The sequence below is a fragment of the Flavobacterium bomense genome, assembly GCF_003970355.1.
Genome location: NZ_RYDJ01000010.1, coordinates 52665 through 70559 on the forward strand (window position 1 = coordinate 52665; position 17895 = coordinate 70559).

The following is a 17895-nucleotide window of genomic DNA, read 5'->3' on the forward strand; positions in this document are numbered from 1 at the left end:
AAAACAACTTTAAACCTTAAACTTTAAACCATTTTATTTACATCCAATTGCTATCGGAAGTTTCTATTTCGTACAACCAAAAATTAACTTGTTGTTGTAGTACTGAATAATTCCCTAATTGAAAAGCGATATTTCCTCCTGCGGTATGCAATGTTATGGAACCAATATCCAACTTTTTATGCCAAAAAAGCTGCGACGTTGTAATCGCTTGTATTTTACTGGGTTCAATAATATCATTGCTCACATCCCAAGCGCCACTTTGCTTTATTATAAAATTCTCGTGGATAAACAATCGGTCATTTTTGAATTTAAAATACTGGATTGCTCCAATAAAAATCACATAAATTGGCATCACATAATTATATTCAAAAATTATAGGTTCAATCCAATGACCAACTGCCATAAAACCAAACAAAGGTAATCCTATTGAAAGAATAACAGAAAAAACAAGTTTACGAAAATTAGGCTGAAGCATTACTCCCTTTTCAGGAATTTGATGAAATAATAACGTCAATATGGAATCTCTTTCGGCTTCACTGCATCCCGGAATTTCTATTATTGATTTCCGTTCTTCCTTTTCACCCCCGGTAGCTTGTTTGATTTGTAGTTCTAAAATTCCCATTTTTTTTTGGAAATAATTTCTGGTAACGGACGTGATCTGAACTTTTTCAGGTTTGATGATAGTGCTTTTCGTATTCAACAAGCCAAAAGACAACAACAAAGATCCTTTTTGTCTCGCTATTCTATAATCATAATATTTAAAAACCGTACGGATCACATTTACAACCAGAACCACAACAAACAACAACAGTATTGATATTAAAATAGTTTGCAACACTACATTTTTATCAATGTATAATCCTACTTTCTCCTTATAAGCATTGCTTTCTTCTCCAAAATTTTGAAAATTCTCATATATAGTACTAAAAAAAATTACCAATAGAGCGATACTTCTGCCATAATTAGATGTAATTCCAACTTTCAGCAAACTCAAAAAACTGATTTTAATAAAAGGATGCGCAGCTTCAAATAGTTTTTGCTCGGTTTCCTCCAATACAGTTTCTTCAGCGCCAATTTCATTCTTTATATCTTCATTTTCTAACAAACGAAATTTCAATTCCAAAGCCAGTTCTTGCGAAATCGCTTGAATAGCACCTTCTTTTTTATTGCTTCCGGCTGTGTCTACATCCAATTCATAAACACCAATTAATTTTTGAATAAAAGACTGATTGATATTTACCTGTTGGATTTTACGCAGCTGAATCGCGGTTTTGGTTTTATTGAAAACGCCGTCGGTAATGATAAATTCCTGATTTTCGGCATCCAAAAAGAAAGTGAAATTCAGGTATTTCAAATAAGAAACAACTCCAACACTCACAAAGAGGGCAAGCATCCCAAAGAAAAAATACAATTTATTAACCTCATCAAACTTGAAAATCCAAATCACAATCATAGGCCACAACGCTCTGGCGTAATACTGAAGCGTGTAAAAAAACATCACTAAAATCCCTATTGAAGATTGCCTCTGTGGCTGACTAAAATCGGCTCCCATTACAATTGCTTTTGTATTTTACCCATCAACAACTGTTTGATATTTTCCGCTTGTTCTTTTTCAATTCCGGGAATTTCAATATCACTGGAATTTCCGCCAGCAGTAAAAATTTCAATTTTGGCCAAACCAAAATAACGTGAAATCAGTCCTTCATGCAATGCCACATGTTGCACTCTGTTATAAGGAATTACAATCGTATTTGTAGCAATTATTCCGTGTCTGAAAAGCACATCGTGTTCCCTGAATGCAAATCCTTTTTTATGGAATCCAATAATAGAAAACACTACCAACAAAGCTGAGAATACGGGAATAACAGCTCCTATAATCAACCAGACTCTTCCTGAAAACAGTTCCGGTTTAAATGTTGAAATCAATATTGGAACAAGAATAAGTATGCCAATAAATAACGCCAAATTAATCAATACTACCCTAATATATTTAGGATGTAAATTCATAAAAGTGACTTTCTCAAATTTTGGAAGTTGGCCCGTATCAATTGTTTCGTTTGTGAAATTTTCCATTTATAAATTTTAGTTTTTTTTGCCAAAAAGAGGCTTTCTTTTTTGCCACAAAGACCACTAAGGCGCGACGTTTTTATTTGAGTCTTTTGAGTCTGATTACTGAAACTGTTAATGAGATTTCTTCTTCGTCGAAATGACAAATTACGACTGCGTTCTTGATGGCGACCGACTACTGAACACTTATAACTGAATACTCAATTACGGCAACCATTTTTTCTCAAAATTCGGCTTTCTTTTTTCCAAGAATGCATTCCTGCCTTCTTTAGCTTCTTCTGTCATATAGGCAAGTCTAGTGGCCTCACCGGCAAAAACCTGTTGTCCCACCATTCCATCATCCGTAAGATTCATCGCAAATTTTAGCATTTTAATAGCCATTGGAGATTTTTGCAAGATTTCCTGCGCCCATTCGTAAGCCGTATTTTCTAATTCAGCGTGAGGAATCACAGCGTTCACCATTCCCATATCCATAGCATCCTGAGCCGAATAATTGCGTCCCAAAAAGAAAATTTCACGTGCTTTTTTCTGTCCCACCATTTTAGCTAAATAAGCTGAACCATATCCACCATCAAAACTGGTTACATCGGCATCAGTTTGTTTGAAAATAGCGTGTTCTTTACTTGCCAAAGTCAAATCGCAGACCACATGTAAACTATGTCCGCCGCCTACAGCCCATCCAGGAACTACGGCGATAACTACTTTTGGCATGAATCGGATTAAGCGTTGTACTTCTAAGATGTTCAAACGATGCTGTCCGTCATCGCCTACATATCCTTGATGACCACGTGCGTTTTGATCGCCTCCGCTACAAAAAGAATATACGCCATCCTTAGAAGAAGGTCCTTCGGCAGAAAGTAAAACTACTCCAATTGAAGTATCTTCCTGCGCATCATAAAAGGCATTATACAATTCAGCTGTCGTTTTTGGACGAAATGCATTGCGCACATCCGGCCTGTTAAAAGCAATTCTGGCAACGCCATTGCATTTCTTATAAGTGATATCTTCGTATTCTTTAGCAGTAATCCAATCCATTACAATTGATTTTAATTATTATAGTGTAAAAATAAATCATTTTTTACATTTTATCTATTCTATTTAGACAAGCTTATGGTAATATTTCTCTCATTAAAGGCTATGTAATGTTAAAAAACGACCAAAAAATAGCGTTTTAACAGTTGGGAATCCAAATTATTTCTAACTTTATAATCAGCTAATCAGATAAATACGAATTATTTATCTCATTTAATTATTGATTTTTCACTGATTTATTAACCTAAAAAAAGAATGTATTGAATACCATTAAAAATGTTGTCACTCGTTTTTCTACGGTAATAACTTATAACACTATTTCAAAAGCCCTGATTAACGAGTTTATGAGAAAATCATTTGCTTCAGCAGTAAAAATAAAAGTAACACCCACGGTTAACTAAAGAGCTATTTTTCTTGTTCTTGCATAAGTGAGACATTAATAAACAATTGTTTAGAAAATTATCTTCCAATATATATAAAACCAGTGGCTTTATTGTGAAATTATTTTCAAAAATGCTACGCAACTGACTGGACATTTAAAGACAAACTATTCTTTAAAGTACTTTATGCTTACGTTATTGTTTTAAAAATAGTATCCTGAATACTATAGTGTTAGAGGTGGATAAAGTTACTTTGAACATCCAATTTATTTTAATGTTGTCAGAATTTATTATTCTAAAACAATATTAAAAAGAGAAAGACTAATCATACCGATTAGTCTTTCTTTTTTTAATTTACATTGAACATTGTTTAAACATTTTATATTTTTTCTAAATCATTTAGAAATTAATCTACAGTAAGAATATGCTCCTTGACTAAACTTCCTAAATTTTTTAATGGTTGCAAACGATAAAACATAAAAATAGTGTTGGTATTATTTTACTCCTTAATTAAGTAAATTCCGTCTTCCTTGATTTCGATTAATTTCTCTCGGTATAAAGCACCAATGGCTTTCTTGAAGGTTTTCTTGCTCATTTTCAAAACTGTTTTAATGTCTTCCGGGTGTGAATTGTCCGTCAAACGCAAAAAACCTCTGCTGGCTCTTAACTCATCTAGAATTTTATCTGCATTGGGCTCGATACTTTGGTACCCCTGAACCTGCAATGCCACATCAATTTTATTATCAGGGCGAATCGTCTTAATGTAGCCGCGCATGCGGTCTCCTGTTCGAATTGCATCATCATACACTTCATCTTTGTACAACAAACCTTTATGTTTCTCGTTGATAATTACGTTAATTCCTATTTCAGTAATGTGCGAAACAATCAAATCCACTTCTTCTCCTTTTTCAACCGTTAGCTCCTCATTTTTTAGAAATTGGTTGGTTTTACTGGAAGCCACCAAACGATTAGTTTTTTCGTCCATATAAAGATAAACCAAGTAGCGTTTGCCTTTTTCCATAGGACGCGCCTGCTCTTTGAACGGAACCAAAATATCTTTTTCCATTCCCCAATCCATAAAAGCACCAATCTGATTGGTATAATTCACACGCAAAAGCGCAAATTCATTCAATAATATATACGGTTCTAATGTGGTGGCAACGGGTCTTTCTTCGTGGTCTAAATACACAAAAACAATCAACTCCTCGCCTATTTCAAATTCGTTTGGTACATATTTGTTAGGCAACAGAATGTCGTGAATTCCTTCGGGATCTTTTTCTGGATTACCTAGAAACAAACCCACTTTGGTATCGCGTAATATGGTAAGCGTATTGTATTTTCCTATTTCAATCATTTTCTTTCAATTTCTAAAGTGCAAAGGTACGAAGTTTGAAAATAGTAAATTAAGAAACCGTCCACAAAAAAACAAAGCCCGAATCCGAGGTTTTTTGGTTTTCCAGAAGCATCACTTTCCGTTGTTTCATTATGAGTTGTACTGCCGACTATTTAGTATCTTTTACTCATCAGTGGACGTAAACCAAAAATGAAAGAGCTACTTTAGAATAAAATTAGTTGTTTTTTTTATAAACGAATAAAAATTCCGTAAGATTACACAAATACAAAAAGTCCAATGAAAGTAGATTCATTGGACTTTTTGTAAATAAAAAAATAGCACTAAACCTTTTTAAAAATAATTGGCTATTCATAAAAAATAAAAGGCCGTCTTTTGGGGGAAGACAGCCTTTTAATTATAAAAAAATACTCAACTTAAATTTTTGCGAAGATATTTGTGTAATATTTTTTACCCGTTGCAGGATCCTCTTTTATTGCAATTCCAAAATGGGTAAAATTACCCTCTATATTTTCTTTATGACTAGGACTGGCTAACCAAGCATTTAAAGCCGCTTGTGGTGTATTGTAATTATAAGCAATATTTTCGCTCACGGATGTGGCTCCTAATGTTTTCATTATATTTTCGGAACGAGCCACAAAATCATTATGATTCACTACATTATTTGCAATCATATAATGATCATGTTCTTCTGATTTGTAAGACATGTGATTAATTTTTTCTAAAGGTGTTAAACCCTTGCGAACTCTGTGAGCATTAATCAAATTCATCGTTTCTATTTCGATCGAATTGTATGAATAAACAGTTACTTTCTTTGCTACGGCATCAGCTGTTTGAGTATCAGAAGAGTCTGAAGAACAGGAATTCATAGTGCATATTACAGTCACGAGCAATAACGCACGAAGTAATTTTAGCTTCATAAGAGTAGTAGTTTAAGTGTAAAGTAAATTGTGGGGCAAAAAACTTTAAGAATAATTAATAGATGCTTTTTATTATTAATTAAAATTACATCTTTTATCGTTAAACTACCAAAAATAATCGACTAACTACATTATAAAGATATTTATATATGTATATTTCCTACTTTAAGGAGAGAGTCTGTCCATTTTCCAAGAATAATCGTGTTGACTTGTATAACGAATTCTATCATGTAATCGATTGGGCCTTCCTTGCCAAAACTCTACTTCTAAAGGAGTTACTAAAAATCCGCCCCAGTGTTTGGGTCTCGGAATTACAACACTCTCAAAATCTTTTTCTAACTGCTTCAGGTTTTCCTCTAAATAGCCTCTGGAAGGAATCACTTCACTTTGGTTAGAAACTATTGCGCCTAATTTACTGCCATCAGGTCTGGATTCAAAATAACTATCAGAAGTCATTTCCGATGTTTTTTTTGCAATTCCTTTAATGATTACCTGACGCTCCATAGTATGCCAAAAAAAAGACAGGCACACATTAGGATTTTCAGCAATAGCCTTACCTTTTTCTGAATTGTAATTGGTATAAAAAATAAAACCTTCTTCAGTAAATTTTTTCAATAAAACAACTCTAGACTTGGGAAAACCATCTAAACCTATTGTAGCAACCGTCATAGCATTTACTTCGCTTTCGCCACCATAATCTTCTACTTCATGAAACCAGCGATTAAACAAATTTATTGGGTCTTCCGGAATATTCGATTCTAATAATTCACTCTTTTCGTATGATTTTCTGTAATTACTTAAGTCGTTCATATTTCATTGTTTTAAAAATGTTTGATTGTTGAATGATTTGATAAAAATTATCAAAAAATCCAAATACTATTTTATACTCTAAATTGATTTCTGTATTTAAAACTCAAAGCTTTTTCCATCATCTGCTAAGAGTACTGAGGGGAAAATAGTTTCGGCTTCTTCTTTAAACAATCCGATATTTTCATATCGGGTGGAATAATGTCCTAAAACTAATTGTTTAGCATTTGCTTTCAAAGCTATGGTTGCAGCTTCTTTAGCTGTAGAATGTAATGTTTTTTTTGCCAGATTTTCCTCCGATTGAAGGAAAGTAGATTCATGGTACAACACATCTATATTTTCAATTATAGGAAGTATCTCCTCATTGTAAGCAGTATCTGAGCAAAATGCATAATTCTTTGCCGGAATAGGATCAAATGTCAATTTGTCGTTTGCTATGATTCTTCCGTCTTCCAACGCGATGTCTTTCCCATTTTTTATTTTTTGGTAATAGCAACTCTCTATTTCATAATTTTGAACGGCATCCAAATTCAGTTTTCGGTCTCCTAATTTTTCTTGGAACAAAAAACCATTAGTATACACGCGGTGTTTTAATGGAATGGTTTTCACCAAAACCTTGTCGTCTTCAAAAATAATTTCGCTTTCCAGCGATTCCAATTCATGAAAGAACAAACCGTAATTGGTCCAAGAATTAGACAATCGCAATTGTAACTTGATAATTTCTTTGATGCCCTTTGGACCATAAATATGCAAATCCGTAGTTCTGTTGAGCAAAGTAAATGTGGATACTAAACCCACTAATCCAAAGAAGTGGTCTCCGTGCAAATGGGAAATAAAAACATGGTTTATTTTAGAAAATCGTATTTTATTCTTCCGCAATTGCACTTGGGTTCCTTCTCCGCAATCAATCAAAAAAAGTCTGTTTTTTATGTCTAAAATCTGGGAAGTAGGATTGGTAAAGGTTCGTGGAGTGGCTGCATAGCAACCGAGGATTGTTAGTTTCAAGTTTAATTTATTCGGTTATTTGGTTAACTGTTTAATCGTTATTTCATATTTGTTTAAATAAATTTGGCGGTTAAAAAGTAACCGAGTGTTCTAACTTAAAAACCTAAATCTCTTTCAATCTCCTCCATTTCAATAATATCATGAGACTCTAATAGTGAAGGCACCACAGTTAATTTCTCAGGAATGGCATTGTAATCAAAATCAGAAGTGACAATTACAAAAGATTTTTTAGCTTTTTTATGTTGTTTTGACAATGGCATAAATAATTTAACATCATTTGTTGACAAATCGTTATGCAACAAAAGATCAATTATTATGTTGTGTTTTTCGAATGTTTTATATTGATGGGTAACCTTCATTAAAAAAGAAGTAAAATCACCCTGAGTATCCCTAATCGTTATCGTATGTCCTTTTTGATCTACTTTCATTGTATTAAATTTCAGAGACTGCATCTTTAATAGCAGTATGGTTTATAAGTAGCTAATTTACAAAGTTTTAAATTAGTTTATTGAATTTTTGAAGCCAAAAGATAAATAACCGCCATTCTAATTGCTACACCATTTTCTACTTGGTTCAAAATCACGGATTGATGGGAATCAGCCACTTCACTTGTAATCTCTACACCGCGATTAATAGGTCCGGGATGCATAATTATAATTTCTTTATTAAGAGAATCCAAAAGTGGTTTATCAACTCCATATAGTTGTGCATATTCCCTTGTGGATGGGAAATAATTGACATCCATACGTTCATTTTGCACACGTAACATATTGGCAACATCACACCATTCTAATGCTTTTCTTAAATTAGGTTCCACAGTAACGCCAAGCGATTCAATATGTCTTGGAATAAGTGTTTTAGGCCCGCAAACTTTGACCTCAGCGCCTTGCATTTGCAACGCATAGATGTTGGACAAAGCGACTCTGGAATGCAAAACATCACCTACAATGACCACTTTCTTTCCGGCTACTTCACCTAGTTTTTCTCGAATGGAATAGCTGTCTAACAACGCTTGTGTAGGATGTTCGTGTGCACCATCTCCTGCGTTGACGATGCTGGCTTTTACGTTTTTGGACAAGAAATAAGCAGCGCCTGGATTCGCGTGCCGCATCACCACCATATCTACTTTCATCGAAAGGATATTGTTTACGGTATCTATTAATGTTTCTCCCTTTTTGACAGAAGATTGTGCTGCCGAAAAGCTAATAACATCTGCAGACAACCGTTTTTGTGCTAATTCAAAAGAAAGTTTTGTTCTGGTACTGTTTTCGAAGAAAATATTGGCAATGGTAATATCTCGTAACGAAGGCACTTTCTTAATTGGTCGATTAATGACTTCTTTAAAATGATCGGCAGTTTCAAAAATCAGGTCAATATCATTCTTGTTGATGTATTTTATCCCTAATAAATGATTTACGCTTAATTCTTTCATTTTTATTTACGATTATAGTTTTTAATAGGTGGCTTTTGTTTTAAATCTAACTTGTAATTAAATACACACCATCTTCTCCGTCATTTTCTTTCCAGCTCACTTTTACTTTTTCATCATTTATTGCGTCTACCTGTCTGCCTCTATAATCCGGTTGAATGGGTAAATTGCGACTGAAACGTCTGTCTATCAAAACCAGCAGTTCAATTTCCGAAGGTCGCCCAAAAGATTGTATAGCAGTCAAAGCTGAGCGTATGCTTCGTCCGGTGAACAGGACATCATCTATGAAAATGACTTTTTTATTTTCAACAATAAAATTAATCTTGGTTTTATTGGCTTCTAATGGCTTATCTGTTCTTCTAAAATCATCTCTGAAAAAGGTAATGTCCAGATAACCTAATTGAATTTCAGGAGTTTGATATTCTTTTTCCAGAATTTGTTTCAATCGCTCCGCCAAAAAAACACCTCTTGGTTGGATTCCAACTAATATTGTATCTGAAAAATCTAAATGTTTTTCTATTAATTGACAGGCCAAACGATGTAATATGATAGTAACTTCTTTTGCAGTAAGTAATACTTTTTGACTCATAGTAATTGTGTAGTTTGGTTTGGCAAATATACAAATTCCAATTTATGATTTTATAATTAAAAAGAGAGAAAATGCTAATTCAAATAATTCAAAAAAAACAGTATATTTATAGTACTTAATTTTACAAGAAAGAATGAAAATTATGTAATAGCGACCAGAAGTGATACCCTAATTTTACATTTTAACATTTAACATAAAAAACACAAAATCATGCAAAAAGGACTCACCAGATTATTGATGCTTTTTATAGTACTAATATCATTTTCAAGTTGTTCAATAATAGGAGGAATATTCAAAGCTGGAGTAGGTGTTGGTATATTTATAGTTGTTGCCGTTATCGTTATTATCATTTTTATCATTAATAAGATTTTCGGTAAGAAATAATGATCGTTTAATTAAGATTGACAATTAAAAACTTCTTTTAATAAAAATATCCCGCAATTGCGGGATATTTTTAATCTTAAATATAAATTACTTTTTATACAATATACATTTTAGCTCTCAATTCCTGAACTTTTTCATCATCTAGGTAATCATCAAAAGTCATGTAACGGTCAATCGCTCCATTAGGCGTTAATTCAATTACTCTATTAGCAACCGTTTGCGAGAATTCATGATCATGAGTGGTGAAAATCACAGAACCTTTGTAGTTTTTTAATGAATTATTAAAAGCTGTAATGGACTCTAAATCCAAGTGATTGGTAGGTTCATCCAGCATTAAAACATTCGCTCGTTCCATCATCATTCGAGACAACATGCAACGCACTTTTTCTCCTCCGGATAATACTCTGCAGGTTTTTAAGGCTTCTTCTCCTGAAAAAATCATTTTTCCAAGAAAACTACGAATATTTACTTCATCACGCTCCTCTTCAGTTTTTACCCATTGACGCAACCAATCTACAAGAGAATAATCGTTTTCGAAAAACGAATGATTATCTCCTGGTAAATACGCTTGGTTTGTTGTAACTCCCCAATCATAAGTTCCGGAATCCGCTTTTTGATTTCCATTTAGAATTTCGTAGAAAGCGGTAGTGGCACGTGAATCTTTGGAGAAAAGAACGATTTTATCGCCTTTGGCCATATTCAAATCTACGCCTTTAAATAAAATATCTCCATCAACAGAAGCGCTTAAATTTTGCACATTCAAAATTTGATCTCCTGCCTCACGCTCTTGGTCAAAAATAATTGCCGGATAACGACGACTTGATGGTTTTATTTCGGAAATATTCAGCTTGCTAATCATTTTTTTACGAGAAGTAGCTTGTTTTGATTTGGCTACATTCGCACTAAAACGACGAATAAATTCTTCTAATTCCTGTTTCTTTTCTTCTGCTTTTTTGTTTTGTTGCGCGCGTTGTTTTGCTGCTAATTGACTTGATTCATACCAGAATGTATAGTTTCCGGAATAATGATTTATTTTACTGAAATCTATATCCGAAATATGTGTACAAACGGAATCCAAAAAGTGTCTGTCGTGAGAAACTACAATTACGGTATTTTCATAATTGGCCAAGAAATTCTCTAACCAGGCAATGGTTTCAAAATCCAGATCATTGGTAGGCTCATCCATAATAAGTAAATCCGGATTTCCAAAAAGCGCTTGTGCCAAAAGGACACGAACTTTAATTTTTCCCTCAAGATCTCCCATTAAAGTATAATGATGTTCCTCTGTAATGCCTAGATTTGATAACATCGATGCCGCGTCGGAATCAGCATTCCAACCGTTCATCTCTTCAAATTGCACTTGTAGCTCGCCTATCCTGTCCGCATTTGAATCATTGTAATCTAAATATAAAGCATCCATTTCTTTTTTGATCGCATACAAGGTTTTATTCCCCATCATAACGGTCTCCAATACGGTGCTTTCGTCAAACATATTGTGGTTTTGGTTTAAAACCGACATACGTTTTCCTGGTTCCAAATGAATATGTCCCGAAGTTGGGTCCATTTCCCCGGCGATTATTTTAAGAAAAGTAGATTTTCCAGCGCCATTGGCTCCGATAACTCCGTAGATATTACCGTGAGTGAAGGTAGTATTTACTTCGTCAAACAAAATTCGTTTGCCAAACTGAACTGATAAATTATTTACTGTTAACATGAATATTTATTTTATAAAATTTTTGCAAAAATACGAAAAAAATAACGATTTACTGAATTCCAAAAAAATCCATTTTTAACGGTTTTAATTTACGGATTAGAACAACAATTAACAGAAAAAAATCCTGACACAAATTATCAGGATTTCAAAATTCTTACTTCATAAAGCCAATGTTACTTTTCTTGTTTACAACAATTTTTTTAAACTGCCGTAAACTGCTAATTCTACATCGGCGGGACTTCTGGTATTGCATTTCTCTAATAAATCTTCCAATACAGTTTGACTTACTTTTTGTTTTTTATCTATTAAAAGCAATAGCTGCTGGGATACATCACTCAAACTTTTAGACAAGGGCAAAAGAGGTTGCACCAGCGGCGCATTGGCACTTAAAGCAATTAAATCGGAATTTAGGACGATCCACTTCTTAAAAAAGTCAGTCACTATCCCTTTATTCTCCTTGCTTTTATTTGCTAAATATGTATTGACTGCAACATTAAAATCTAGTGCTTCCGAAGCATCCGCATTACAAGCATCCGCAAATAAGGTCAACGGAGAATGCATGCGGTATTTCTTTCCGCCACCATTACGTTTGTAATTTTTCAGTGGTTCACAAAGGTTTGAAAAATCATTCAATGCACGCGTATCTTGATTGTTGCTGATGTTTCTTAAAATCACTTCTTTGTTTCTAATGTGAGTAATTCCGAGTTCTTCTAATCGAAAAGAAATCGTTTTCAACCTTTTGCGTAAGCTGTTCATATCGGTAACAGATTCATCAGACCATAATCGCTCGGCTATCGCAGCGGTTCGTGGCCAAATTCTGGAATCTATATTTAATGGCGTTACGAGTTCACTCCACATCGCTGCTTCTCCTCCTAAAACCCTTGCTTTTTCCTCTGGACTAAGAATTATCTTTTTGGGTATGGGATCATTCAAATAATGACTTTCAATACCAAGCATCAAATCAATATAATATCCATTTGACAACACTGTATTGTAACCGCTTTTTGCAGCTTTGATCAATGCTCCACCGGCTTCTTGCCCTTCGTTAGTTCCTCGCCAAGCATGAATTATGGCGTCTTTAGACATGTTTTCAGTCATTATTTCTTCCCAACCCATTAATTTTTTGTTGTATTTTTTCAAGATTGGAATCAACTTCATATTAAAATAAGTTTGCAAATCATGATTACTGGCCAGATTATTATCCTTTTTAAATTGCTGAATAGCAGGATTTGCATTCCACTCCTTCCCATTGTTTTCGTCACCTCCAATATGAAAATAACTACTTGGAAATAACGGGCACACTTCATCAAAAATCGAACTTAAAACTTCGTAGGTTTTTGGATTTATAGGGTCTAAAGTCGCATTAAAAATTCCTGAATTTCTTTGTACTTCATACGTGATTTCCCCCTCACCTACTTTACTTCCTATTTCAGGATAGGCAGTCAGCAATGCCGATGCATGTCCAGGAACATCTATTTCAGGAATAACCAGAATCCCTCTTTCATCAGCATATTTTACAATATTTTTAATTTCTTCCTGAGTATAAAAATTTCCATCTGAGGCTAATTCTGTCAATTTTGGATGATTTTTTAATTCAATTCTCCAACCTTGATCATCGGCTAAATGCCAATGGAAAACATTCATTTTCATCGAAGCCATAGCGTCCAGATTTCTTTTGATAACATCTACCGGTTGAAAATGTCTTGCCGCATCAATCATCAGGCCTCTCCAGGTAAAACGTGGCGAATCCGAGATTTCAACAACCGGAAAGTAAAATGACGTACTATTATTCTGAAGCAATTGTAATAACGTCTCCAAACCATGCAAAGCCCCTAAATCACTTGTGGCATTAATGGTTATTTGATTAGAAGCAATTTTCAATTCGTAACTTTCATCTTCATTTATTTCTATTTTTCCGTTGCGAACACAATTTATCTGCAATTCAGCTTCCGGACTTTCGTTGACTTCTGTCAAAAAACTTTGTTCGAGAAACAATCCCGTTCTGCCATCTAATCGTCGCAGGAAATTGGTTGCGCCTATAAAAATTCTGGGATTAGGATTCCCGGTAATATTCACTTTAAATTTTTTGCTTAAAGCAAAAGTGCCAGCGGTCAACTTTATATTTTGTGGCCAAGGCATCAGGTTTAATTGCTCGGTGGTAATTTGTGCATTCGAAACAAAACTTACTAATAATAGGATCAAAAAGTATTTCATAGTTTATAGGTATTCAATATGTTTTTAATAGTCAAAACGTTTAAAAGCTTCGATGGCTTCATATTCTGCCAGTCCTAAATCATCATATAATTTTGCTGTATGTTTATTGCGGTCTTCGGCACGCACCCAAAATTCTCTGGAATCATTACCTTGAAACATCACGCGGTCTTTTTGCGATTGATGGTATAAAATTGCGTGTCTTTTTAGCATTACTTCTTCTGGACTTAATGGTACTGCCATGTCTATTTCATGAATTTCCCATTCATGCCAAGCACCACGATATAACCACAGCCAGCAATCATTCATAAACGATTGTGGTTTCAACGCTGCCATAGCAGTAAAAACAGCATTAAGACAAACTTCATGCGTTCCGTGCGGATCCGCAAGATCACCAGCGGCAAAAACCTGATGCGGTTTTATTTTTTCGATAATCGCTTTTACAATAGCAATGTCATCCGCGTGGATTGGGTTTTTCTTTATTAGTCCCGTCTCATAAAAAGGCATATCCAGAAAATGGATATTCGATTCATTTAACCCAATGTATCGAACGGCTGCATACGATTCTCTGCGTCTGATAAGTGCTTTAAGTTTCCGAACTTCAAGAGAATCTATTTGATTTTCTGACTTATTATTCAAAAAATCAATAACGGATTGAAAATCAATTTTAGTTTTAGCATCTCCAATGAAATCAGTACAAACCTCAGCAAATTTTAAGGCTTCGTCATCTGTAACAGCGATGTTTCCTGAAGTTTGATACACTACATGAACATCATGTCCTTGCTTTATTAATTTAGAAAAAGTTCCTCCCATGGAAATCACGTCATCATCTGGATGCGGACTAAAAAGAATCACTCTTTTCTTATCAGGATTAGCCCTTTCCGGTCTATGGGAATCATCAGTATTAGGTTTACCTCCTGGCCATCCGGTTATGGTGTGCTGCAACACATTGAACATGTTTATATTCAAGTCGTAAGCTGAACCTTCTAATGCTAAAAGATCAGACATTCCATTATTATTGTAATCTCTGTCGGTCAATTTCAAAATAGATTGATTGGTACTTTGACACAGCCAAACAATTGCTTTGCTTTTTAACTCTTGAGTCCAAATACATTCGCCCACTAACCACGGTGTTTTGAAACGGGTTAATTCTGAAGCTGCCAATTGATCTAAAACGAACGTAGCATTAGCATGATTTTGCAAAAATGTCGCAGGAACTTCAGAGCTAATATCGCCTTGAATTGTTCTTTTTATTATATCTGCTTTGTTTTGGCCCCAGGCCATTAATACAATTCTTTTAGATCTGAGAATCGTAGAAACTCCCATGGTAATTGCTCTTTTAGGAACATTGTCAATCCCATTAAAATCAGATGAGGCATCGACTCTTGTAATGTGATCCAAAGTAATTATGCGAGTGCCCGAGTTGATATGGGATCCTGGTTCATTGAACCCAACGTGACCCGTACGACCAATTCCTAATAATTGAAAATCAAGTCCGCCAGCATTTTTAATATTCATTTCATAATCAATACAGTATTGATTCAGCTCTTCAATAGCTATCGTTCCATCCGGTATATTTATATTTTCCGGTTTAATATCAATATGATTAAAAAGATGCTGATGCATAAAATAATGATAGCTCTGATTGTTCTCTTTAGTCATCGGATAATATTCATCCAGATTAAAAGTGACTACATTGCTAAAACTAAGTCCTTCTTCTCTATACATTCTAACTAGTTCTTCATACACTTTAATAGGTGAAGAGCCAGTAGCCAAACCAAGAACACAAGATTTATTTTGCTTTTCTTTTGATTTAATCAATTCAGCAATTTCCTGCGCTACAATTACAGAGGCTTCTGTTGAGTTTTTGAAAATTTCATTATGAATTTTTTCAAATCTAGTTTCTTCGAATTTACCGGCACTTTTATAACTGATATCTTTTTTTCTTCTTAAATCACTTTTCATATCGTGTTTTTCATACTGAATTATAAAGATAGTTTTTTTAAAAGAGTAAGGAAAATAAAAAATACCATAAATCAGATTGCTTCGAGTATCCAAAAAAATGGAGATTATGAAAATCTTAAACTATTTCTATAGATAAAGTACATTTAATCCCAATTTCAAAGTTACCGTCGTTTTAGAATTAGCAAAAAGGTTAAAAAAAAAGCATCATTTTTTAATAAAACGTGGTGATTCAATAATTATAACAATATTTAGTCTAAATTATTTTTTTTTAATTTACTTAACAAATATATTTACGGTCTTACAGCTATAAAAGTATTTAGTTTTAATCATTAACCAATGTATACTTATGAATTCAGAACAAACAAAGTCTAACAATTCCGCGCTTTACACGCTCATAACCGTATTTTTCTTTTGGGGTTTTATTGGAGCATCAAACGGAATTTTTATTCCATTTTGCAAAGCTAAATTTGGCTTAGACCAATTTCAAAGTCAACTTATCGATTTTGCTTTTTATGGGGCTTATTATATCGGAGCTTTATTGCTTTTTATTTTTAGCAGTATCGCCAAAAAAGATATTTTAAACGGTTGGGGATTCAAAAAAGGAATTATTTACGGATTATTGATAAGTACGTTTGGAGCTCTGCTTATGATTTTAGCGGTAACACAAGGAAGTTATTTGTTTATTCTTGGTGCATTATTCATTGTAGCTCTTGGTTTCTCACTGCAACAAACATCGGCACAGCCGTTTGCTGCTTCACTGGGCGAACCACATTCAGCATCAAGCAGACTAAATCTTGCTGGTGGAATCAACTCATTGGGCACCACAATAGGACCGATAGTGGTTTCTATCGCCTTGTTTGGTGTTATTGCAGGAGTTAATATCGAAGAATTTGCTCAAAAACCAGATTCATTAGATTCTATGAGAATCCTTTATGTATTTGTTGGCGCACTCTTTTTATTGGCAGCAGCCTTATTCCATTTTTCTAAAAAGTTACCGGCCGGAAAAAGTGATTCTACTTTTGAAACGGCGAATAAAGCAATGAAAACGCTAATTGCGATCACTGTAATTTTGGTTGCTATTTTTGCCTATATCTTTTCTCGTTATGAAGATGCTGAATTTATTACTCGTTTTATCGAGAACAAAGAAAAAGATTACTTAGGATTAGCCTTAACGGTTTCTACACTTTTGGTAGTTGTTATTGGATTATTTTTCGCCAATACAACGGCTCAAAAAAATCCTGAAGGATGGGGAGCCATGAAATACCCACAATTAGTTTTGGGAATGTTAGCCCTTTTCGCTTACGTAGGTGTCGAAGTAACTATAGGAAGTAACCTTGGTGAATTATTGGTGACTGCTGATTTTGGTTCAATAGCTGGACCTGCTTTAGCGCCCTATATGTCTATGTATTGGGGAAGCTTAATGATTGGGCGTTGGGCTGGAGCCATTACAGTTTTCAACCCGTCATCTCAACTAAAGAAAATTTTACTTATCGTAGTTCCTTACATAGCTTTTGGAGTCGTATTAGCCGCTAACGCTATTTCCGGACAAGATGTAACACCTTTATATGCTTATGCATTTGTAATTTTGTTCCAAATCGCTGGTTTCTTTTTAGGAAAAGATCAACCGTCTAGAACCTTAATGATTTTTGGTTTAATGGGAATGACAGCCATGCTTATTGGTTTATTCACTACGGGTACAATCGCTATTTTTGCTTTCATGAGCGGTGGATTATTCTTAAGTATCATGTGGCCTTCTATTTTCTCATTAGCAATTGCAGGTTTAGGAAAATATACCTCCCAAGGTTCAGCCTTCTTGGTGATGATGATTTTGGGTGGTGGTATTATCCCGCCATTACAAGGAAAACTAGCAGATATTATAGGAATTCATGCTTCTTACTTCATTCCTGTTTTATGTTTCGCATTCATCGCATTCTACGGATGGAAAGTAATTGGAATTTTGGAAAAACAAGGAATCGGAAAAGAAGTAGAAGTTGGTGGCGGACACTAATCAAAAATATAATACCAAACCATATTGAAACCA

Annotated in this window: 15 protein-coding genes; 2 read left to right on the forward strand and 13 right to left on the reverse strand. The window is 34.3% G+C overall.

Annotation, left to right across the window (positions count from 1 at the left end):
• Window positions 1–37: 37 nt before the first annotated feature.
• The 10 genes from EKL98_RS09840 to pyrR form a co-directional block, all read right to left on the reverse strand.
• The gene (locus tag EKL98_RS09840) at window positions 38–1552 is read right to left on the reverse strand and encodes a PH domain-containing protein (RefSeq protein WP_126555724.1); all 1515 of its coding nucleotides are present in this window, start codon (window positions 1550–1552) and stop codon (window positions 38–40) included.
• Window positions 1552–2073, reverse strand: a complete 522-nt coding sequence (locus tag EKL98_RS09845; RefSeq protein ID WP_126555721.1) for a PH domain-containing protein — start codon at window positions 2071–2073, stop codon at window positions 1552–1554. Before EKL98_RS09845 ends, EKL98_RS09840 begins: the two co-directional genes overlap by 1 nt.
• A gap of 198 nt (window positions 2074–2271) precedes the next feature.
• Complete coding sequence (locus EKL98_RS09850) at window positions 2272–3102, reverse strand: 1,4-dihydroxy-2-naphthoyl-CoA synthase (protein ID WP_126459908.1); 831 nt, start codon at window positions 3100–3102, stop codon at window positions 2272–2274.
• 876 nt (window positions 3103–3978) lie between these two features.
• Window positions 3979–4833, reverse strand: a complete 855-nt coding sequence (locus EKL98_RS09855) for a CvfB family protein (protein WP_126454843.1) — start codon at window positions 4831–4833, stop codon at window positions 3979–3981.
• 413 nt (window positions 4834–5246) lie between these two features.
• A complete protein-coding gene (locus EKL98_RS09860) occupies window positions 5247–5750 on the reverse strand; it encodes a CAP domain-containing protein (protein WP_126562183.1) in 504 nt (167 codons plus the stop codon).
• A 165-nt stretch (window positions 5751–5915) separates the two neighbouring features.
• Window positions 5916–6560 carry a pyridoxamine 5'-phosphate oxidase gene (gene pdxH / locus EKL98_RS09865; protein ID WP_126562184.1) on the reverse strand — a complete coding sequence of 215 codons (645 nt, stop codon included), beginning with the start codon at window positions 6558–6560 and terminating at the stop codon, window positions 5916–5918.
• 96 nt (window positions 6561–6656) lie between these two features.
• Window positions 6657–7562, reverse strand: a complete 906-nt coding sequence (locus EKL98_RS09870) for a ribonuclease Z (RefSeq protein ID WP_126459916.1) — start codon at window positions 7560–7562, stop codon at window positions 6657–6659.
• A gap of 95 nt (window positions 7563–7657) precedes the next feature.
• Window positions 7658–7990: a ribonuclease Z gene (locus tag EKL98_RS09875; RefSeq protein WP_126459918.1), complete on the reverse strand. Its 333-nt coding sequence runs from the start codon at window positions 7988–7990 to the stop codon at window positions 7658–7660.
• A 77-nt stretch (window positions 7991–8067) separates the two neighbouring features.
• Window positions 8068–8994: an aspartate carbamoyltransferase catalytic subunit gene (locus tag EKL98_RS09880; RefSeq protein WP_126555712.1), complete on the reverse strand. Its 927-nt coding sequence runs from the start codon at window positions 8992–8994 to the stop codon at window positions 8068–8070.
• Between the two features lie 46 nt (window positions 8995–9040).
• Window positions 9041–9580 carry a bifunctional pyr operon transcriptional regulator/uracil phosphoribosyltransferase PyrR gene (pyrR, locus tag EKL98_RS09885; RefSeq protein ID WP_126555710.1) on the reverse strand — a complete coding sequence of 180 codons (540 nt, stop codon included), beginning with the start codon at window positions 9578–9580 and terminating at the stop codon, window positions 9041–9043.
• 210 nt (window positions 9581–9790) lie between these two features.
• Here pyrR and EKL98_RS17870 point away from each other — a divergent pair, with 210 nt between their 5' ends.
• Entirely contained in the window at window positions 9791–9964 is a 174-nt protein-coding gene (locus tag EKL98_RS17870; protein WP_199739574.1) for a hypothetical protein, read from the forward strand.
• Window positions 9965–10058: 94 nt separating this feature from the next.
• Here EKL98_RS17870 and EKL98_RS09890 read toward each other — a convergent pair whose 3' ends face one another.
• From EKL98_RS09890 to nagB, 3 genes are all read right to left on the reverse strand, one after another.
• Window positions 10059–11678: an ABC-F family ATP-binding cassette domain-containing protein gene (locus EKL98_RS09890; protein WP_126453416.1), complete on the reverse strand. Its 1620-nt coding sequence runs from the start codon at window positions 11676–11678 to the stop codon at window positions 10059–10061.
• Between the two features lie 186 nt (window positions 11679–11864).
• Window positions 11865–13892 (reverse strand): beta-N-acetylhexosaminidase, encoded by a 2028-nt coding sequence (locus EKL98_RS09895; RefSeq protein ID WP_126459927.1) that lies wholly within the window; start codon window positions 13890–13892, stop codon window positions 11865–11867.
• Window positions 13893–13916: 24 nt separating this feature from the next.
• Window positions 13917–15854, reverse strand: a complete 1938-nt coding sequence (gene nagB / locus EKL98_RS09900; RefSeq protein WP_126562185.1) for a glucosamine-6-phosphate deaminase — start codon at window positions 15852–15854, stop codon at window positions 13917–13919.
• Between the two features lie 346 nt (window positions 15855–16200).
• On the opposite strand from nagB, the gene EKL98_RS09905 reads away from it, so the two are divergent.
• Window positions 16201–17862, forward strand: a complete 1662-nt coding sequence (locus EKL98_RS09905) for an MFS transporter (protein ID WP_126562186.1) — start codon at window positions 16201–16203, stop codon at window positions 17860–17862.
• Window positions 17863–17895: the final 33 nt, after the last annotated feature.